The sequence below is a fragment of the Nocardia sp. NBC_01327 genome, assembly GCF_035958815.1.
Classification (GTDB): Bacteria; Actinomycetota; Actinomycetes; order Mycobacteriales; family Mycobacteriaceae; genus Nocardia.
The window spans coordinates 7,171,971-7,190,963 of record NZ_CP108383.1; the positions used below are offsets into that span (position 1 = coordinate 7,171,971).

General features: G+C 63.4%; 20 protein-coding genes. 10 read left to right on the forward strand and 10 right to left on the reverse strand.

Annotated elements, in window-relative coordinates; translation table 11 throughout:
- Window positions 1-31 precede the first annotated feature (31 nt).
- Entirely contained in the window at window positions 32-592 is a 561-nt protein-coding gene (locus tag OG326_RS33135) for a TetR/AcrR family transcriptional regulator (protein ID WP_327141063.1), read from the forward strand.
- A 294-nt stretch (window positions 593-886) separates the two neighbouring features.
- Here the strand turns inward: OG326_RS33135 and OG326_RS33140 are convergent, their stop codons facing one another.
- Window positions 887-1,489, reverse strand: a complete 603-nt coding sequence (locus OG326_RS33140; RefSeq protein ID WP_327141064.1) for a TetR/AcrR family transcriptional regulator — start codon at window positions 1,487-1,489, stop codon at window positions 887-889.
- Window positions 1,490-1,688: 199 nt separating this feature from the next.
- Here OG326_RS33140 and OG326_RS33145 point away from each other — a divergent pair, with 199 nt between their 5' ends.
- Together OG326_RS33145 and OG326_RS33150 are read left to right on the forward strand one after the other, a co-directional pair.
- Window positions 1,689-3,104 carry an FAD-binding oxidoreductase gene (locus OG326_RS33145; RefSeq protein ID WP_327141065.1) on the forward strand — a complete coding sequence of 472 codons (1,416 nt, stop codon included), beginning with the start codon at window positions 1,689-1,691 and terminating at the stop codon, window positions 3,102-3,104.
- Window positions 3,105-3,343: 239 nt separating this feature from the next.
- A complete protein-coding gene (locus tag OG326_RS33150) occupies window positions 3,344-3,778 on the forward strand; it encodes a hypothetical protein (RefSeq protein ID WP_327141066.1) in 435 nt (144 codons plus the stop codon).
- Between the two features lie 96 nt (window positions 3,779-3,874).
- On the opposite strand, the gene OG326_RS33155 is transcribed toward OG326_RS33150, so the two are convergent.
- Window positions 3,875-4,819: a DUF6301 family protein gene (locus OG326_RS33155; protein ID WP_327141067.1), complete on the reverse strand. Its 945-nt coding sequence runs from the start codon at window positions 4,817-4,819 to the stop codon at window positions 3,875-3,877.
- Between the two features lie 396 nt (window positions 4,820-5,215).
- Window positions 5,216-5,350, reverse strand: coding sequence for a hypothetical protein (locus OG326_RS33160; protein ID WP_327141068.1), 135 nt, complete (start codon window positions 5,348-5,350; stop codon window positions 5,216-5,218).
- Between the two features lie 173 nt (window positions 5,351-5,523).
- Between OG326_RS33160 and OG326_RS33165 the strand changes: the two genes are divergently transcribed.
- Complete coding sequence (locus OG326_RS33165) at window positions 5,524-5,877, forward strand: hypothetical protein (protein WP_327141069.1); 354 nt, start codon at window positions 5,524-5,526, stop codon at window positions 5,875-5,877.
- Window positions 5,878-6,429: 552 nt separating this feature from the next.
- On the opposite strand, the gene OG326_RS33170 is transcribed toward OG326_RS33165, so the two are convergent.
- Complete coding sequence (locus tag OG326_RS33170; RefSeq protein ID WP_327141070.1) at window positions 6,430-6,633, reverse strand: hypothetical protein; 204 nt, start codon at window positions 6,631-6,633, stop codon at window positions 6,430-6,432.
- Window positions 6,634-6,730: 97 nt separating this feature from the next.
- Window positions 6,731-7,330: a TetR/AcrR family transcriptional regulator gene (locus OG326_RS33175; RefSeq protein WP_327141071.1), complete on the reverse strand. Its 600-nt coding sequence runs from the start codon at window positions 7,328-7,330 to the stop codon at window positions 6,731-6,733.
- A gap of 79 nt (window positions 7,331-7,409) precedes the next feature.
- On the opposite strand from OG326_RS33175, the gene OG326_RS33180 reads away from it, so the two are divergent.
- Both OG326_RS33180 and OG326_RS33185 read left to right on the forward strand, forming a co-directional pair.
- A complete protein-coding gene (locus OG326_RS33180) occupies window positions 7,410-8,957 on the forward strand; it encodes an FAD-dependent oxidoreductase (RefSeq protein ID WP_327141072.1) in 1,548 nt (515 codons plus the stop codon).
- A 50-nt stretch (window positions 8,958-9,007) separates the two neighbouring features.
- The gene (locus OG326_RS33185) at window positions 9,008-9,853 is read left to right on the forward strand and encodes a TIGR03621 family F420-dependent LLM class oxidoreductase (RefSeq protein WP_327141073.1); all 846 of its coding nucleotides are present in this window, start codon (window positions 9,008-9,010) and stop codon (window positions 9,851-9,853) included.
- A gap of 196 nt (window positions 9,854-10,049) precedes the next feature.
- Here the strand turns inward: OG326_RS33185 and OG326_RS33190 are convergent, their stop codons facing one another.
- From OG326_RS33190 to OG326_RS33200, 3 genes are all read right to left on the reverse strand, one after another.
- The gene (locus OG326_RS33190; protein WP_327141074.1) at window positions 10,050-10,598 is read right to left on the reverse strand and encodes a hypothetical protein; all 549 of its coding nucleotides are present in this window, start codon (window positions 10,596-10,598) and stop codon (window positions 10,050-10,052) included.
- A 283-nt stretch (window positions 10,599-10,881) separates the two neighbouring features.
- Window positions 10,882-11,283, reverse strand: coding sequence for a hypothetical protein (locus OG326_RS33195; RefSeq protein ID WP_327141075.1), 402 nt, complete (start codon window positions 11,281-11,283; stop codon window positions 10,882-10,884).
- Window positions 11,284-11,657: 374 nt separating this feature from the next.
- Window positions 11,658-13,127 (reverse strand): TY-Chap domain-containing protein, encoded by a 1,470-nt coding sequence (locus OG326_RS33200; protein WP_327141076.1) that lies wholly within the window; start codon window positions 13,125-13,127, stop codon window positions 11,658-11,660.
- A 433-nt stretch (window positions 13,128-13,560) separates the two neighbouring features.
- On the opposite strand from OG326_RS33200, the gene OG326_RS33205 reads away from it, so the two are divergent.
- The gene (locus OG326_RS33205) at window positions 13,561-14,613 is read left to right on the forward strand and encodes a DUF6630 family protein (RefSeq protein ID WP_327141077.1); all 1,053 of its coding nucleotides are present in this window, start codon (window positions 13,561-13,563) and stop codon (window positions 14,611-14,613) included.
- Between the two features lie 55 nt (window positions 14,614-14,668).
- Here OG326_RS33205 and OG326_RS33210 read toward each other — a convergent pair whose 3' ends face one another.
- On the reverse strand, window positions 14,669-15,442 hold the full coding sequence (locus tag OG326_RS33210; RefSeq protein ID WP_327141078.1) for a class I SAM-dependent methyltransferase: 774 nt from the start codon (window positions 15,440-15,442) through the stop codon (window positions 14,669-14,671).
- Between the two features lie 228 nt (window positions 15,443-15,670).
- Between OG326_RS33210 and OG326_RS33215 the strand changes: the two genes are divergently transcribed.
- The 3 genes from OG326_RS33215 (at window position 15,671) to OG326_RS33225 (ending at window position 18,026) form a co-directional block, all read left to right on the forward strand.
- Window positions 15,671-16,156 (forward strand): hypothetical protein, encoded by a 486-nt coding sequence (locus OG326_RS33215; RefSeq protein WP_327141079.1) that lies wholly within the window; start codon window positions 15,671-15,673, stop codon window positions 16,154-16,156.
- A gap of 88 nt (window positions 16,157-16,244) precedes the next feature.
- Window positions 16,245-17,153 carry a transglutaminase domain-containing protein gene (locus OG326_RS33220; protein WP_327141080.1) on the forward strand — a complete coding sequence of 303 codons (909 nt, stop codon included), beginning with the start codon at window positions 16,245-16,247 and terminating at the stop codon, window positions 17,151-17,153.
- A 402-nt stretch (window positions 17,154-17,555) separates the two neighbouring features.
- Entirely contained in the window at window positions 17,556-18,026 is a 471-nt protein-coding gene (locus tag OG326_RS33225; protein WP_327141081.1) for a hypothetical protein, read from the forward strand.
- A gap of 160 nt (window positions 18,027-18,186) precedes the next feature.
- Here OG326_RS33225 and OG326_RS33230 read toward each other — a convergent pair whose 3' ends face one another.
- Window positions 18,187-18,732, reverse strand: a complete 546-nt coding sequence (locus tag OG326_RS33230; RefSeq protein WP_327141082.1) for a hypothetical protein — start codon at window positions 18,730-18,732, stop codon at window positions 18,187-18,189.
- Window positions 18,733-18,993 lie beyond the last annotated feature (261 nt).

Below are 18,993 nucleotides of genomic sequence, written 5' to 3' on the forward strand. Positions count from 1 at the left end.
AGCGTACACATCAATGTGTATGCTTGTACACATGACTTTGCGAAACGCGGCAGCCACCAAACAGCGCATCCTGGAGCATGCGCAACGCCAGTTCGCGCAGAACGGATACGCGGCGACCACGGTCAAGGGGGTTGCCGATGCGGCCGGCGTCTCCCCCAATCTCATCACCCGCTACTTCGGCGGCAAGGAGGGCGTCTTCTTGGCGGCGACGCGGGTGGAGATCCCGGTCTCGAATTCCTTCGACGGCGACCGTTCCGAGCTGGGTTCGCGCCTCGCGGCGAGCATCGTCGAGCGCTGGTTCGGTGCGCCCGAAGAGGATCCACTGCTCGTGCTGCAACGCGCGTCCGGCGAACGCCCCGAAGCGGCGGAGGCGCTCGCCGCGTTCCTCGATACCAACTCGCTGGAGCCGCTGTACCGCTACCTGCGCGACGGCGGCCTGGACGACGCCGACGCCCGCGCGCGAGCCGCGGCGATCGACGCCTTCGTGCTGGGCGTATCGACTCGTCGACGGGTTCTGCGTTCAGAACTCGGCGACCCTGCTGAACTCCAGGCCTGGCTGAGCGCCACCATCCAACGCCTCACCGACGGGTGATCCGAGACACCCGGTCGTCGCACCGAAGCCGATCGGCACATACCGCGCGACGCTCCGGCTCGATCGGCATTCCGCAGTGAACCTGGCGGCAGCGGAGATGCGGTGCGTGCGCATCGGCCTGATGGCGCGTTCCGCAGCGTCGAATCGTAACGGCCAGTTACTCTTTCGCCGCGGCGCGCTGTCCGGTTGGGTCAGCGCGACCAGCGGCAAGATAGTGCGTTTGCCCTGAATGGATCGAATTCCATCTGCGATAGGCGCCTAGGGAATGTCAGCGCCGGTCGACTGCCACCTCTCTCACGACGGTGCGACAAAGGTGGCGATGAACATGGCGGTGAGCTGTTCCGTCAGTCGTTTGTTCGACCAACGTCGTTGGTGAGCGAGACGGTCGAGCAGGTCGAGCGACATGAGCGCCCACAGCAGGTCGGTCGCGGCGTCAACGGACAGGTGCGGGGCGAGTTTCCCCTCCCCCGCCAGCCGTTCCACGACGCGGCGGCTGCCCTTGAGCCAATTCCCCTGGGTGGTCCGCCACAACGCCGCCGCATCCAGGTCGGTGTGCTGGGCCTGCTCCAGAGCGCGTAGCACCGCCAGGATTCGCAGGTGTGATCGCACCAGGTGCGCGGCCCATTCACGCAGACCCGACACGGCGTCGGGGGTGTCCCACACGGCCTGCAGCGATTCCGCGAGGTCGTCGGTCTCACCGAGGCTGCGATAGAGAGCCATGACGAGATCGGTCCGCGTTGCGAAATGCAGGTAGACGGCTCGTCGAGTGACGCCCGCGCGCTCGGCGACGGCCGCCATTGTCAACGCGGGCATGCCGTCGTTCTCGATGATGTCGCGGGTTGCCGCCAACAGGGCGCCGACCGTGCGGCGGCCTCTGGCGTTCTGCGGGTCGGTCACGTCCGCCTCCGAATGTTCGTGCGATATGGAGTGAGCACGTGCAGGATGTGCACGCCGTGTGTAGTTTAGTTTCTACACATAGCGTGTAGTTTATGGAGGTAGTCATGTCAGCTGCGGTTTCCCCGGCTGCCCGCCGTCGGACTCGGACCAGGTCCTTGACGTTGGCCGCTGCCAGCGGAAAGTTTGGGGCGGTGGGGAATTGAGCAAGGGAATCAGTCGCCGAACGTTCATCGGCGCGGCAGGTGTGGGCGTCGTCGGCGCGTCGGCCTGGGCGATCGGCGATCTTGTCACGACACATGCGTCGACAGCGGTCAGCGATGATCTGCACGCGATCGTGCGAGGCCAGGTGTCGCTGCCGGAAGACCCGGGGTTCGCGGGGGCGAGCCGGCCGTGGAGTACCGCCATCACGCAGCAGGTACGCGCGGTGGTGGAGCTCGCCGACGCCGAGGATGCCACCGCGCTGGTGCGCTACGCCCGCCGCGCCGGACTGACACTGTCGGTCCAACCCAACGGTCACGGCGCCAGCAACGACCTCAACGGCGTAATCCTCGTGCGCACAAGCAAACTCGACACAGTCCAGGTAGACCCCGCCGCGCGCACCGCACGCGTCGGCGCTGGCGTGCCATGGGGTCGCGTACTCGCCGAAGCCGGACCACACGGATTGACCGGGCTGGCGGGCAGTTCAGCGGTGGTCAACGTGACCGGGTTCTGTCTCGGCGGTGGATTGAGCTGGTTCGGGCGCAAACATGGGTGGGCTGCCGATAGCGTCACCGCTTTCGACATTGTCGACCCCGACGGTCACCCCGACCGGATCACCGCCACCTCCGACCCGGACCTGTTCTGGGCAATGCGCGGCGGCGGTGGCGATTTCGCCCTCGTCACCGCGGTCGAGTTCGATCTGCACCCGGCACCAGCGGTTTTCGGCGGGACAATGGTGTGGCCGGGGACCGTCGCGCCCGCGGTCATGGCGGCCTTCCGGGACGTGACCGCGAACGCGCCCGATGAATTGACGGTGTGGTTTCAGCAGTTTCAGCCTCCGGGATCGCCCACTCCGCTCACCAGCGTCATGGTCGCTTATCTGGGCGACGAGGCCAGCGGGCGGGCATTGCTGTCACGGTTCGACTCGATTCCGGGCACGATCCAAGACACCCGCCGCATGGTGGCGATCGCCGACCTCGGCGGAATCGCTTCCGAGCCAATCGATCCCAGTCCGGAAATGTTTGTTTCGGAGCTACTGAGCGGTATCGACGACCGCACCGCCGACGCGCTGCTACAGCCGATAACACCGTTGCTCGCGATGGAGATCCGGCACCTCGGCGGCGCGTTTTCCGGACCGTCCGACAGCGCAGCCGGGCAGCTGACGGCTGCCTACTGCCTCATCGCAATCGGAATGGTCACCACGCCGGAATCCAAAGCGGCGATCCAGGCCCGGCGACAGCAGTACCGCGATGCTCTGCGCCCGGTCTTGGCCGACCGGTCGCCGTTCACATTTCTCACTCCGGGAGACACCGCGGCACGCGCTTTCCCGCCCGCCACATTGACCCGCTTACGCGCAATCAAACACAGTCGCGACCCCCACACGGTCATCCGCGCCAACTACCCCGTTCTGGCCTGATTGCCCCGCGTCAGGGAATATGACGTCGGCGCTTTCGAACTCGCATGCACGGTGTCCAAACACTCTGGAATCGGCTACTTAAGACACTAGTGTCAGGACCTGATCCCGGCCGGGATCAGGTCCATGTGCGTGCGTCGAGAAGCCGTGCAGACCAAGAGATCTGGACGAATACCCAACGCTCGGGTCTCGGCATTTGCGGATGGTTGGCGTCCGACCGGTTCCCGATCTAGGTTCGGCCTATGGACACCGTGATCGAGTCTGCTCCCTACGCGAAGGACTGCATCCAGTGTGGAGCACCGGCCGATGCGACCGTGGTCGAGGTTCTCACGGGTGGAAGACATCAGTGGGACCTGCACGGAACCTGCCCGAACTGCGGAAATGAGTGGTACGAGTGTGATTTCGAGCCACCGCCGGCGAGCGTTCGCGCGGCGATTCTGGCGGCCAACGGCGCCAGTGTGCTTGATCTCGGGGCCGGAAGTGCCACGCCAGCCGCGGTGATGCGCGTACTACGCCAGGTCCGGCCGCTCTCCCTGTCGCAAGCGCGGGCCATGGCCGATGAGCTTCTGCGCATTGGACTTCGAGGGACTCTGGTAGAGATGGAGTCTCTTGCGCGCCCGCTTCGCGCGGCCGGTGCTGTCGTGAGTATTCGGCCGAGCAGCGCAGATGACCTTTGAGCCCACCGCGTTATCGACGCTACCGCCCGGCCACATGACCGCTTCGAACCGAACGATCAGCGGCACGACAGTGCGTTCTTCTCGAGGCGTTGTCCGCTAATAGATCAATTCCAACTGGAGTTGAGACGGGCTCTCGATGTTGAAATAATCTCGTAGCGCCACGCCAATTTTTTCGACAACGGCGCATATGTCGTCGTAGCGTGCCGGCCAATCGATCTGGAGCCGCCAGAAGTTTCCGTGCCGATTCTCGATCCTTTGCCAACCGGAACTTGCCAGGCCTGCTGCTATTTCAGGACGATTCAGGTGTCTTCCGTCAGCGGACGGATCTGCGTCGATGTTGCAGCGCAATTCGAAGCCATCCGCTGACTGACCGTCGGCCTCTCGATGCCAGTACGCAATTTGTAGGAATCTCAGGTTGCTGCTGCTCACATTGATCACGGCTTCCGAAGGTAGATCAACCAATGTCTTCGAAAGAGTCGCAGAGAAACTCGACCAGCTCGTGCCGGGATCCAGTATTTCCAACTCGGGACCGTCATGGTCATCCTCGTCGAGCTGGTCGATCCACTCCCGATACGCTGGGTTCTCGAACTTCAACACCAAAAACTCGCGTAGCGACAGCAATGTCGCGACAACTGCTGGAAATTCCCAACTCACACAAGGCATTTCACCGGGCCTGTAAGACGAGGGCGGCCCCAGCGTAAACGACGATAGTTTGTGACTCAGCTCCGCGAATGCATCGATCACTATGTGCGGTAACGCCGGATCATCATCGTCGACCGTATCGGTAACGCATGCGAGCAGGTACTCAACGGTTTCCCCGGGAATAAGGGGGTGGTCTAGCTCACCTTCGTATACCGAAAATCGAGCCGTGGGATCGTCGATACTCAGGTTCGTGACGAAGCGACCGAACACGTCCCATTGTTCGCTCGCATGCCAGCCGACGGCCGCGCAGAATCTTGCGACATCCTCCAAAGTCCATCGCCAATCGAAACGCGCTCCGAGTCGCGCGATTTCGATGGCACCACGTGTGTCGACATGCATGCTCGGATGCTACTTCCCGTGACATGCGATTCCTCAGGGTGCTTCCTGCGATCCCACGAGCGAGCGGGGGCTATGCCTCGACTGCGAGGACTCCAAAGGATCGAGCCGCCACGCGGCCGCTCCGACCCGCATCCAGGCCCAGAACGAACTCATTGAAACCACCAGTCGGCCATGTCCTTCGCCTCGGACCTCGACAGCGTCGCCGTCGACGACGAACCACACTTGCTCTGATCGCAGAGTAATCGGCAAATCAGTGTGTTTGTCCGACGGAGATGATCTCGGCGCGTTGATCTTCCAGCCCTACCGCTTATCCGCTTCGAACCGTGCACCCTGCGGCAGAAGTCGGCAGTAGGGTGCGGAGAATGACGGCGGAGCAGTTCCCGCGCCAGTGACGGGTTATGGCTCTAGGTCCAGGATTGCTATGTGGTCGGGCTGCGCGATGGCAAGCCGGGTGCCGTCGGGGTGCGCGGTGGCGACTGGTGTGGGGATGTGGGTGACCCCGTAGCTGCGGTCCTTGGTTCCGGCGTCCACGCCGCCTCGTCAGCACCACCGCTGCGGCGAGACCGAAGAACGCCGGGAACTCCAACCAGGGCCAGCGCACCGACAGCAGCATCAGGCAGCCCACCGCACTGTATGCCACCCCTATCGCTCACCGAGTGGCGCGGGATCGCTCATTGAGCCGGCCAAAGCCAATCTCCCTCAGCATGACCGGTGAACACGAGCACCACCTGTTCGGCACAACGATTCAATACGTCACGCCCGAACGTGACCCGGTTGACTTCGATCTATCGGTGATGCGCGAAGAACGACCACGTGTCACGGTAGAAGTCTCAATCGCGGTCGACTGCTGGTGCGATCACGAGCACTCGACGCATGGGATTCGTGCCCAATCCTGGCTGGCCGGGAACGCTGAATCATTCACTGAGGCCTTCGAGTCCGCAGCAGATGTCCTCGCGAGCTGGACCAGCGGCAGTCACGCTGCGGCGGTCTACCGCTCTGCGGCATGCCTGCCACCGCCGCCGGATCGATTTCACCTCAACTCGCACGATCAGGCCTGACCAGAGCACCACCCGCCAGCGGATTCATCGGTCGTAGATATCCCAAATTCGGTAGTTGAGGACGTTCCGTCGGCCTCAGATGGACACTGCCAGTTGATCTTCCGCCACACCGCCCTGGCCGATTCAGCCAGCGCAATACGCGGCATTACCAGATATTCGCGCCGACGGCTGGACAGATCAGACAAACCATTCAACAGACTGGCTGTCTAGAACCGTTGCCTGCCAACCAGCCATGGGCCTGTCGGTCAGACACCACTGGTCGAAGACACCCCATGGCGACTGGTCAGCGCCGCACCACAGCCAGCGAGACACGGTCACCTCGGTCCGCGCCCAGTCTCGGTGCCCGAGCTGGCTTGGGCCACAAGGAATTCCGGCAACGTCGAACCCCATTCGCTGTCGGGGATGTAGTCCGACCCGGCGCAGTGCCTCCGCGCTGATCTCGATCTCGAACCCAAACGGCGGCAACGCTGGTCCGCCGTGGTCTCCCGGCAAACGGTTCACACTGAATTCGCTCGTATCGAACGGCATCCAATCGATGCCGCGTCGCTGCAGTCAACCGGCCAGAAATCGACGTGGGGCCAGCTTCGGATGGTTCATGTAGTTGCCGACGGTGATCCACGGCAGGTCATAGGGAAATGCCTGTGGATGCGCATCCTGGACCTGGGCACCGTCATCGCGCCGACGAATGCTTCTCATCATGGTCACCAGTTCACCACGCTGAGCGCATTTGGAGGAAACGCAATTCGGCACGGCCACTTGATCTTCCGCCACTGCGCCGGCCGGTTCGAACAGCGCGGCATGCGGCTAGTGAGAGCCTCGAATGTCGGCCACGCCTCGAATGCTCCTCGGCGGCTTATGGTGTGGGTCGGATCAAGGGGAGGAAGATGCTGTCGATGATGTCTTCGATGTCTGCGTCCGGCATGGGTTGCAGCGTCATGAAGACATGGTGGCGGAGTAGGTCCGCGGGGAGGGTTCGCAGCCTGGGGGTGAGTTTGGCGGGGTCGATCTCGCCGCGTTCGATGGCCGCCGCCAGGATGTCGTCGAGGACCGCCTTCTGGCCACGGAGCGAGATTTCGCGGAGGTCGGCGAGGGTCTCGCCGGTTTCCTGGTAGTAGCCGCCGAGTTGGACGCCCATCACCGTGGCGAGATCGATGCGGGAGTTATTGACCTCACCCAGCAATGCGATGAGATCCCCGCGCAGGGTTCCGGTTTGTGGCGTCGCGATCGGTCGCCGAGCACTCGCATGCGTGATGGTGGCGTGCAGCAGTTCGCGGCGACTGCTCCAGCGGCGCGCGAGCACCGGGCGGCTGGTGCCCGCCCGGCCGGCGACAGCTTCGAGGGTGAATCCGGCGTATCCGTGCTCGCGCAGTACGGCCCAGGCGGCGTCGAGCAGCGCTTCCTCCAGGACCGCGCCGCGGCGGCGTTGGAGTGATTGAGGGTTACTAGGATGCACTTGCGCATCTTATCAGCCGGGGCTACTCTCGGCTCAACAAGATGCGGATCCGCATCTAAAGATGCTCGTGGAGGAAGTTGTGAACACACACGACGCGATCATGACCGAAGTGCTCGTCATCGGCGCCGGCCCGGTGGGACTCACGCTGGCGTGCGATCTCGCCCGCCGTGGCGTCGCCTGCCATCTCATCGAGCGGGATGCGGCTGCCAGTCGTGCGTCCAAGGCCAAGGGGATTCAGTCGCGGTCCCTGGAGGTGCTCGACGATCTCGGCGCCGTCGACCATGTCGTGCGGTACGGCGTCGCGAATCTGCCTGTGCGCTTTCACGATCCGTCCGGCGGCGTCGCGGATCGGCCGCCGGTCACGGTCCCGGCCAGGGCCGACTTCCGCACCCCCTACCTCGACATGCTCTGGATCGGGCAGTTCGATGTGGAGCACGCGCTGCGCGAGCGGCTCCACGAACTCGGCGGTGCGGTGGAGTACGGCGCGGAAGCCATTGGTCTGGTGCAGGATTCGGACCGAGTCTCGGTGACCGTGCGGACCGCGGCGGGCGAGCGCACAATCTGCGCGCGCTATGCCGTGGGCACCGATGGCGGCAAGAGCACGATCCGCCGTCTGATCGGTCTCCCGCTGGAGGGCGAGACCCGCGAGTACGAGCGCTGGTACCTCGGTGATGTCACCGTCGACGGCCTGCCCCGCGACCGCATCCACGTCTGGACCTCCAGCGCCGGAATGCTCGTCCTCACGCCGCTCCCCCACAGCGATATCTGGCAGCTCCAGAACCGTATCCCGGACGATGCGGAACCGGCCGAGCCGTCCCTCGAGCTCTACCAGCAACTGCTCGACGACCGGAACGCCGGTATCACGCTGACCCGCGCGACCTGGTTGTCGATCTATCGCGTGAATGTGCGCATGGTGTCCGACTATCGTCGCGGTCGGGTGCTGCTCGCCGGCGATGCCGCGCATGTGCATTCGCCCGCCGGCGGACAGGGCATGAACACCGGCATTCAGGACGCCTACAACCTCGGCTGGAAGTTGGGCGCGGTCATCGCGGGTGCGCCCGACGAATTGCTGGAAAGCTATGCCGCGGAACGCATCCCCGTAGCCCGGACGGTACTGGAACTGAGCACCGAGCGGCTGGACCGCGTGGTCGACGGCGCGAATGGCGATATGGGTGAAGTGGCCGCCGCGATGGCCGAGCTCGCCGACGCCGAGCTGACCACGGGCCTCGGCATCCGCTACGGCGACGAGTCGGCCTCACGCGCTGCGGGCCACCCGATCGCCGGCGACCGGGCGCCGAACATTACCGGTCTGCGCGGTCCCGGCGGCGCTGTCGACCTGTTCGACCTCACCCGTGGTCCGCAGTGGACCCTCCTGGCCTTCGATATCGACGGCAGCTCAATGACTCTCGTCGACAGCATCGAATCGGCCGATCTGCGCGCGTACCGGATCACCACCACCCCCGGCGACGGAATGTTCGACGGCGACGGCGAATTCGAGCGCGTCTACACCCCCGAGCCGGGCGAACTGATTCTCATTCGCCCGGACGGCTACCTCGCCGCGCGCGGGACCGGGGCGGAAGACGCCCTGTCCGAACAACTACAGCCGCTGCATTCACCGCTGGGCTGACAACAGCGACCGACGCGACCCGTAGATCATCCGCATCGCAAAGGATTGCAATGAGTACCAAGGATATTCGGTTCGGCGTCAACCTGAGTTCGACCGGGGGCCGTGAGGCGTGGCAGAGGACCGCGCGGCATGCCGAGGAGCTGGGGTACGACGTTCTACTTGCCCCCGACCATCTCGGCAGGCTCACACCGCTCCCCGCGCTGGTATCCGTCGCGGCGGTCACCAGCCGCGCGAAGTTGGGCACGTTCGTTCTCAATACCGGTTTCTACCGGCCCGCGCTGCTGGCCCGAGATGTCGCCGGATTGCACGAACTCACCGACGGGCGTTTCGAACTCGGTCTCGGCGCGGGGTATGTCGCCGAGGAGTTCGAGGCTGCCGGGCTGCAGTTCCCGAGCGCACGCCAGCGGGTCGAGCAGCTCGAGCAAACGGTGAGCGAGGTCAGCAAGGCACTGAGCGAGGCCGGGCACCGGGTGCCGGTGATGATCGCCGGTCAGGGCGACCGGCTGCTCACCGTGGCGGCGCGACATGCCGACATCATCAATATCTCCCTCAGCACGAGCGCCACCCCCGAACAACCCGATCCACTCGCCGGGCGGATCGAGCTCATCCGCCGCGTGGCCGGCGATCGTATCGCCGATATCGAACTGTCCCTTGTCCTGCCGATGGTCCATATCGGCGGGGTCGACGACATCGATCTGTCCCTGCTCCGACGAATCCACCCCGGCCTGTCCGATGAGGAAATCCTGTGCCTGCCCGGCGTCGTCCACGGCGCCGCCACCGATATCGCGAACACGCTGCGCCACTACCGCGACACCTATGGCATCACCTACTTCGTCACCATGGGCATCGGGGAAAATCTGACCTCACTCGGCCGCGTCATCAGCGAATTCCGCTGATAGACAATGTCACTCGATGGATTGCTCCGCACCGAATCCGCCCGGATCGGTGCGGGGTCCGTCGGTCATCGCAACGACCGCACGGGGTTCTTCCAGCCACACCGGCCGCCGCACTCGACCCGGTTGTGATCGAATTCTGCGGTGATGTGCCACGCACGAGCCGGATGCCCGCGGATCGGGCACTTACCGAAGTAGTTCAGAAGCCCTTCCGTTCAGATCTTGTGATGACCAGGCCAGGGTTTCGCCTGTGTAGCTCATCGGCGATGTCGTCCAGTGATGTTGGGCGTAGCCAGCGCTCCGAGAGGGTAAGCGGGTATCCGATCCAGAACTTGCCCAGCGGGCCGTAAATCCATCTGGGCCAAGCACTTTCGGTGAGCTTCGGCTTTGGCTCGACTAGTTCGACGGATAGATGCCTCCTCGAATGGGACGTGATCAGATGGATGCGAGATATCCCCGCCCACGGGATTCGGCCGAATGGGCTCAGCGTCATCCCCTGATCGTCGACTGTCACATCGGGTGAGCGACGGATGAAGTGGTGCAGTCCGAGGAGAACAGAAAGAACTCCCGAACCAATCGCACACACCACGGGGAACGTCGGCGCCCGATTGCTGCTGGTGGTCGTCGTCACGAATAGCAACCAGCCGACCGCAATCGCTACCAGACCCCACACCACCATCTCTGCCCAACGTACCCACGAAGATCGAAAGATCGTTGGCGATATCGGCACTTCCCGAGGCAGGTCCACGATCATGGACTGTAGCGGTCGTCGTTCGGGCAAGCCGAGGTCAGCATGAACATCGGGTCAGGTAGCGGAGCCTGCCCGGATGCACTCGGCATGTGCGTGCGCTGGGAAGCGCTGTCGGCCAACCAGTTTGAGCGGCCGACAAACGCGCGGGTCGCGGCTGTAGCGGATGTCGGGTTGCCCGCGAGAAGGGCCGTCAATCGTTGGTTATCAGCGACCGCGGTTCAGTGCCAGTCTGCGACCGGTGCACCAACCTCCGAGGCACACCTCGGTTCGCCGGCCCGATCTACAGATGCTCGGATGATCCTGGCACGACCGGCTCCGGTGGTGTGCGATGGCTGACTTTCAGGAGACGCACGAACGGGCGTTTGCGCCGAGTCACAACAATCGCCCATCCGATCCAGATCGCGATGAACACCGGCAGCACCTCGACGAGCGTCATATGCGCGAGCACGGCGAGGTATCCCAGGAGCGGACCCACGACCAGGGCTCCGAGGGTACCGATCACACCCAGCCGAATCCGTACGCGTTTCAACATCGGTGCGGCGTAAGCCCTCACGATCCGGTCGGTCTCGGGATCGGTGGCGGGCTCACCCCGCAGCAGCGCGGCCCGGGTTGGGGCGTCCAGATCGTGCCAGTCGTTCACAGCCTGGTTCACACCGCGCGGTTGTCTCTCAGATTCGTACACGTCGCGGAGTGTTTCACATTGATCTTGATCGGGATCCTACGGAGGTCAGAGCCGCAACCGTTGGTTCGCCGAACGACAAATGCGCCGCGCCCGCGAGCCCCAACGGCCACGCACAGTGGCACTCCGCCAGCCGGCCACTGGACCTCGGTCCGCACTGATCCGACCGAGACCGATCCCGAATTCATCTCCTACACCCACCTATTCGTCACACGAATTCTGAGTTCCTCACAGGCAGAGGCTGTTTCACCCCTTATCGTCTACCGGCGGCATACGATGTTCGGCACTATTTTGTGTCCAGCTGGCCTGGACAACCCACCGCCACTTGATGTTTCGATTCCCTGCGCTGGCCGCTTCCAATCACGCGGGATGCGGCATTACAAGTTCGCCAAGAAACTCTTCGCACGACCGTTTTCGACGATGTAGGCGCCACTCGTGATGGGGGCGTTGCCGTAGGAATCGTCTTCATAGGTGGCCCGGACAAGGTGCTGGAAAAGCATGATCTGTTGCGGCTCGAGGTCGAAAGGAACTGCCATCAGGCAGGTTCGACGCGGGACGGCGACCAAGAGTTTGTCCGTACCCAAAGCCTGATGGGCAAGGAGCATGTGCTGCGGGTCGAGTACCTTCTCGGCCGAGAAGTCCTCACCGGAGGACGTGGCGATCGGAAGGCTGTGGAGTTCCGACACCTCCCAGTCGTATTCCAGGGCAGCAAGATTCGCCATCGCTTCGGCTAGCAGCGCATCGCTGTCGACGTCGTCGCCGAAACCCTCCACCTGGTAGCCGGAGTCGGTGTCGACGGCAAGCACGATGATCGGGACGGTGCCCGCCGTGGTGGCCCAATGGGTAATCCGGTGGCGTTGTTCCCAGTCGGCGGGCTTCAGCAGCGGGTACCACGGGCCGTCCGGCGTCTCCGACCCGGCGGCGCAGGCGGGCGGATACGTCGCGACCTGACAGTCCCAGTCTTCGTCGATATTCATGCGCACGTACTGAACCTGAATTCGGCCCGCCGCCACGCCTTCCCGCACGTCGGGCCGTCGTGCGGCAAGATCGGGATCAGCCTCGACTATGGCGAACAGTTGCCCGTATTCCATCTCGGCGGCATCCACCTGCAACGACGGATAGTCCGCCATCGACTCGATGTCGAGATACACATCGATCACCACCAGCAAATCGGGTTCGGCGAGGGCGATGATGTCGGCGGTCCGATCACGCACCGGCCAGGTCTTGTCACCGCCGGACAGAACCTGATACCCCTGGTGGGTGCAGTAGCGCAGGGCTGCGTCCATACGTGCTTCGTGCGTCTGCCTCGCGAACGTGACCTTGGCGGCGATGTCTGCGCGGCGCGCCTGGAGAAACTCGCTGATTCGCTGCGGCCCTTGCTCGTTCAAATCTTCGCGACTGAGCAAGCCCGCCAGTCCGCCGGTGTCGAGCTCTTCATCTGTACCGTCGACCCAGCCCACGGCTGCGGTTTCGACGGCGAGCCCCAACCCGAATTCGCTGCGGAGCACCGCCGTCACTGCGTTCACCAGGCTGTTGTATGCATCGTGTCGGATCGGCCACGACAAGAGCTGGGCCCAGGTCTCGGGGTGATCAGCCGTGGGGGCCGTCCATCCGTTCGCCCGGAGGAAGTCGCAGCCCTGGGGAGAAAATTGACGCGAGCCGCTGACCAGTTCACATCGCAAACCGTCATGACTCCAGCCGAACCGGGCATACCGAATGTTGTTGCCGTCCAACGCCACCCGTCCGGAGGCCGGCAGCGTAAAGAGCAGCCACGTCAGTTCCTCGGCGAACCACTGCCACGACTCTGCGGCCACACTCGGCCACATCTCCTGCGCGTCGCGCGCCATGCTCCGCTGACCCCGCCACCCGTCGCCAATCCCCATGCCACGCTCCAAACCACTAATGCGAACACCGAAATCTACATGATCATTAGCCCGGCACCGTCCGCGAGCCCGACCCCCGGTTCGCGGATCGATATGGACCGCGACGCCGAACTCCGGCCGCGGATTGACGACTGTCACAGAAGCTTTCGAACCGGCAAGGCGTTGCACCACCGCCACTCCCAGGCAAACCAGCCCCGAGCAGCACCACATGCGCGCATATGACAAACCCCCGACGGAACGGACCTTCCGTACCTGGCAGTAGGGACAAATACGGTGACAAATTCGTTCAATCGCCCGTCTCGTACCGCGATTTCACTCGCAGGCATAGAGCGCTCATCGGCAGTAACGTGCGTTCGACCGGCACCAGATGGCTACTGCTGGTTGATCTTTCGATTGTTTGCGGGTCGAGATCGATTGGGCTCGGCAGGAACTGGCACCGGAGTGTGTCGGCCCCAGCCTCTATGGTTCGCCCATGGCAGACCTACCAAACAAATCGGTCCTCGTCCGCACGTGGTTCGGTGACGACCGCGCGTGGGGTTCTCTGGTCCGAGAGGTCCTCACGCCTGGAAAGGAGGGATCCCTCGCCTATACGACCCTGGTCAACGACCCGGAGTGTGAAGGCCTGAGCCCAGAAGCGCTGAAGGCGAAGCATCTGGGCGGGGCGATCGTGTCCTTCCTCGCCGACGAGATCACCCTCACCGACCCCGAGCATCCCATCCTGGCGGTCTGGGTCCTGCCACCCCAGGACTACGACCGAGGCGACCACAAGCCGTTCCGGGTCGTGCCCGCCGAGCTGTCGAGCGTGGACACCAACATCAACGACGCGAACCTGGACTGGGAGGACTTCGCGAACAGGGTTGACACAAACGGTATCTACCGCGGCTACGCGGATGTAAGGGAATCGGATTTCGAGTTCAGCGTGCGGTCCATCATGGCGCAACGACTGGCACATCTCATCCCAGGTGCCGCTGAATGGGTTAGCCGCGCCGAATCTCTGGACGGGATCGCGGGTATGGCGGTCATCTCGCCCGACCAGGATCCTCAATCTGTCCGCGAGCAGTTGGCATCGCTGAACTCCTATCCCACGGCGCTGCCCTGGGATTGGGTCGGCGCCCTCGACGCCGACCATGCCGACGACCAGCGAGTCGGCTACATCAAAGCGTTCCTCGAAGAGATCGGTGAGCACGCCCTTGCCCTCGGTACCGTCCTGGCGTCGCTGGCTTCCGGCGAAGACTACTACCTGGCCTTCGTGACGCCGCCGCAGTTCGAAGAGCTCTCGCGGCTTTTCACCGCACACGGAATGAGTGCTGAAAGCGTGCGGCGTGGCTATCCGGAACAGAGCGCCCTGATCAGCGCCTGGGCCAGAGGCGGCGGCCGCAGGGTCAGAACAGAGCCCGAAGCGGTGATCACGGCGGCCAAGCGCGCCGAGGCACCCGAGGAGACCCGTTGATCTTCCACGCGGTTGCGATGACCGCCTGAGCCCGCAGGCATGACCGGATGCTCGCTCAACGTCTGGTTGCGATAAAGACTTCAAGACTCACCGGTTCGAAAAGTCGCCCGTCAGCCGCGAGAGGAGTCAGTGCGTGAGTGATCTCCCGTTCGAAGGCGTCGCGGTCGCTCAACAGTCGCCGCAGTGGCATCGAGGTGGAATACAGGTAGCCGATGGCCTGCGCCACCGTCCACTCCCGCTGGAATTCGTATACTCGTCGATCGACCTTCGGGAAGGCCGAACGACGCAGTATCTCCTCGTGTGGAAGGTAGTCGTCAGAGAACCTCGGTCGTCGCTGCTCATTTGTTGGCACGAAACGGTTTTGGATCTCTTCGATCCTCTGCTGCCAGTCCGTGACCGGACGCACGAGACAACTGTCGTTGGCGATCACCAGGCCACCGGCCTCCTTGACGAGCTTGTCGAGAACGGCGAGTACCTGCTCGCGCTCCATCCAATGGAACGAACGGCCCATGGTGACTACCTCAAATCGCCCCAGGTCGGTAGGCAGCTTCGCTGAACTACCTTCTACCCAGATCGCGTTCGTGACGCCGGCTGAGGCTGCGTATGCTGCGGCCTCGATCAACATCTCCGACTCAGGGTCCACACCGACTGCCTCGCCCGCGCTCATGGCCAGGGGCACGGTTAATTGGCCAGTGCCACAACCTAAATCGAGTATGCGGCCACTGCCGTCGAGGTCGAAGGTGCGGATGATCTCATCGACGAACTCCCGCGGGTAGCCCGGCCTGTACCGCGCATAATGCCACGCAGTACCCCTGAAAAGATCGCCCACCAGAACCCCTCCCAGTCGGTAGTCAATCTAACCGGATGCCCGCACCACGGCGCCCGGGAAACCGCAATCGCACGATATTCGGCAGTATGGTGCATCCGGCCGGCCTCGGATCAGCACGGCCAGTTGATCTTCCGCGTACCGCGCTGGCCGGTTCGGTCAGCGCGGCACGCGGCAAAATAGTGCGTTCGTGGAGCGTGTCTCCGATCTTCGAACTAGGAGGCACCGACGATGAGCATGTCCATCCACTGGCAGCTGGAACACTTCGGATGGGCGAATGTTCGCGTGTCCGACGAGAACATCGAGGCAACCGCGGTCGCTTCCTACGTCACTGGCGCTCCGCAATACCTTCTGCGAGCAGTCACCGACATCGTGCGTGGCCTTCCCGAGGCCCGCGCCGAGTTCGAGGCCGAGCCGACCGTCTACCGGTGGCTGTTTCGTCGCCAGGGCAACGAGATCGACATCCGGCTGCTCGAAGTGGCCAACTACGATCTGCCCGACTCGTCAGGAATCCAACTGTGGCGCAGCCGTCAAAACGTCTGGGCGCTCGCCGCATCGGTGTGCATCTGCTTCCGCGACGTCCTGCGGGACTACGGTTTCCGCGGATACCTGGACCAATGGGGCCATCCCTTCCCCCGGACCGAGCTCGAAGCTCTGATCAGCGTGACCCGTCAGCTGGCGCAGCCCCCTGCCGATCCCGAACAACACTCGCACTGACGCCGCCATCGCTACGTATTCCCCTGTCCTGCATGCCCAGCCCACCCGTTCTGGTGACACCACACTCAGCCCCTCAGATCAGCGCGGTATGCGCCATGATAGTGCGTCGAGGGAACAGGGGGCGGCCTCGATATGGCGACGTTTTCAGTTGGAATGCTTAGGCTTTCGAAGCATGAAGGAGTTGCTGGACTATGTCACCGCGAGCTTGCTGACGAACTTGGACGGTATCGACCCGATTGTGTTCGGATCGGTCCCCACCGAGGTGGTCGAGATCTGTCGGCTGGCATCGACCCTGGTCATCCAGCCACACGAGGCGCAGGTTCTGGGGTTGTCCGCGGAGCGATTCGGCGAGAACCAGATTCGGCACGCCGATCGTCTTATCGCGGCGCTGCTGGAGTTGGACCCTGCCCCACTCGACGTCGCCCGCGACCGGTCTCGTCGAGTCATCGGAACGTGCCGTCATTTCGCCGTGATCAGCTGCGCGCTACTGCGCCATCGCGGCTTTGCTTCCCGAGTGCGGTGTGGCTTCGCCACCTACTTCCAGCCTGGTCAAGGGGTCGACCACTGGATCACCGAGTACCGAGACAAGACTCATGGTCGCTGGGTTCGCATCGATTCCGAGATCTTGGGGCAAGGCATCCTGGAGCATCCGGAGGATCTCGACGCTGGTGAATTCCTCAGTGGCGGCGAGGCCTGGGTCGCGTTCCGAGACGGTCACCTCGACGCCGCGACATTCGGCGTCTACGGAACGGAGAATTGGGGACCGGCCGAGATCAGGGGCAATGCGATCAAAGACCTTGCCGCGCTGAACAAGTTCGAGATGCTTCCCTGGGATGAGTGGGGTCGAATGACGGCGTCCTACAACGGCGAAACCGGCCCCGACTACGACGACCTGATCGACACGATCGCAGCGACGTGTATCCGGGACGACACCGCCGAGATCATGGATCTCTACGCGCTGGAGGAGTTGAGGGTGCCCGCAGAGCTGCTTCCATGATCATCAAGTCCTCTCGTCTGGCGGCCGGTTCAACGCACGCAACTCGGTATTATGGGTCATCGCCCGCAGCCGAATGACGCTCTACCCGTTGATTTTCGGCGGGCCCGCGCGGCCTCTTCGGGACGCGCGGGTCGCGGCACTATCGGATACTTCACTCACCCAACGCGTGCTCTATTCAGCAGGGGCTACGCCAGCCGCCCGATCTGGCCGGGGATGGGCTGGTCACCACTGGGGCGCGGGTGGATGCGCCTGATCACAATCTATCGGTTTCGCGTTGCCTCGGAGGGGGCATGTGACCACGATAGAGGCGAGATTCGTTACCGCACTGCCTGTTTCACCGCGTCGGCACTGTGGACGGATGGACCAGTCGAGCGGGCTGGTCGAGTAGGGAGGACGAGGACGATGATGTCCGACGCAAACGCTCGCACCACCCGGAGCCTCATTCATTTTGCAGCGCCCTTTGCTGTGCTGTACGGATCAATCTGGATCACCGACCCCGAGATAGGCAAGTTGACCCTCCTCCTTCCATACAGCATCTTGTGGCTCCTCTGGTTCCCCGGGCTGCCTGCGGTTTTGATTGCCAGCGGAGCGGAATTGGCTGAGCGCGTATCGATCAGCAGGGGCTGGGGTGCGAGATATCAAGCCAGGTCACGGATGGTGTTGTTGTCCCTGTTGGGAGGATTCGCCGGTTTGCTCGTCGTGACCGTACTCGGGGAGGTCTACGCGGCGATATGTCACGAGCGCGATCTGTGGATGACCGTACTTTCCTGGCGGTTTGTCATCTATCTGCCGTGTCCGCTAGCGGCGGCACTCGTCGCAGCGACGTTACCGATACCTTCGGGTGCGACATCGCTCGTGGATACCGTCCTCTAGCGGATGACCGGACCGGGGATTGACGCACTGCGGCACTAGCACCGCCCTGCCATCGGCATTACCGCGGACCCGGAAGCGCTGTCGGCCAACCCGTCTGGACGGCCGACTAACGCCCGGGTCGCGGCATGACCGTGAGTTTGCACAGAATCGTTCTCACACGCTAAGGCTGGTTGGATCTCGCGGCGTCGTAGCCAGTAAACCGTTTCCGCATTGCGTCGTCGAACGCACATGCGTACTCGAGGGAGTCCCACCGGTGGAATTGGTCTCGCTGCAGATACCACCGCATCAACGCCGCGGCATCCTCTACTCGTCCGTCCAGCACGCACAGCACGACGGTCCCACGTAGCAGCGTCGGGTCCGGATTCGTTTCCCACGGCGCGATTGTCGGCTCACGTGCCGACTGCAGCAGAGCGGGGAAGGTGGATCGTTTGGCGAACCACTCACGCACAGGACCGCGGACGAAGCTCATGTACTGCGCTACCGCCACGTCGAGCCCGGCATCGAAATCAATCGACATCACCAGCGGCTTCGGCGAAACGTCCAACAAATCGAAGCGTCCACGATTGATGTCGCCGTAACTCAGGCCATCACCGGGCATGTCGCGCAGGACCTCCTCGACGGCCGGTGATCCGATCCTCGCAGTACCTTCCAGACGAAGGCCGCCGTCACGGTGTCGCTCGATGTGAGCATCGACGGTCGAGGTCATCCTGGGGATGACCCCCGTCGTCGGAGCGAAGTAGATCTCCGTCCACAAAAGCCTTCCAGTCGCGGGCCACCTCTGGGGTAGTGCACAGATCGCATAGCCTTCTGGCTCCATCGCCTCGGTTAGTCGGGCGATGATCTGTTTCGTCCATCGAGCCTGGTTCCGCGCACCCACAACTACTCCACTCGCCCCGATAACACCCTGCGTCGAACCTGCTGAGTCTTACTCGCCGCCACCGACAGGCCGAGTCGAGAACACAACCCT

What these genes read in the sequence shown, in the direction of transcription:
- OG326_RS33135 (WP_327141063.1), top strand. Translation starts at nt 32, where the DNA reads ATGACTTTGCGAAACGCGGCAGCCACCAAACAGCGCATCCTGGAGCAT.
- OG326_RS33150 (WP_327141066.1), top strand. Translation starts at nt 3,344, where the DNA reads ATGGACACCGTGATCGAGTCTGCTCCCTACGCGAAGGACTGCATCCAG.
- OG326_RS33155 (WP_327141067.1), bottom strand. Translation starts at nt 4,819, where the DNA reads ATGCATGTCGACACACGTGGTGCCATCGAAATCGCGCGACTCGGAGCG.
- OG326_RS33165 (WP_327141069.1), top strand. Translation starts at nt 5,524, where the DNA reads ATGACCGGTGAACACGAGCACCACCTGTTCGGCACAACGATTCAATAC.
- OG326_RS33185 (WP_327141073.1), top strand. Translation starts at nt 9,008, where the DNA reads ATGAGTACCAAGGATATTCGGTTCGGCGTCAACCTGAGTTCGACCGGG.
- OG326_RS33200 (WP_327141076.1), bottom strand. Translation starts at nt 13,127, where the DNA reads ATGGCGCGCGACGCGCAGGAGATGTGGCCGAGTGTGGCCGCAGAGTCG.
- OG326_RS33215 (WP_327141079.1), top strand. Translation starts at nt 15,671, where the DNA reads ATGAGCATGTCCATCCACTGGCAGCTGGAACACTTCGGATGGGCGAAT.
- OG326_RS33220 (WP_327141080.1), top strand. Translation starts at nt 16,245, where the DNA reads ATGCGCCATGATAGTGCGTCGAGGGAACAGGGGGCGGCCTCGATATGG.
- OG326_RS33225 (WP_327141081.1), top strand. Translation starts at nt 17,556, where the DNA reads ATGATGTCCGACGCAAACGCTCGCACCACCCGGAGCCTCATTCATTTT.
- OG326_RS33230 (WP_327141082.1), bottom strand. Translation starts at nt 18,732, where the DNA reads ATGACCTCGACCGTCGATGCTCACATCGAGCGACACCGTGACGGCGGC.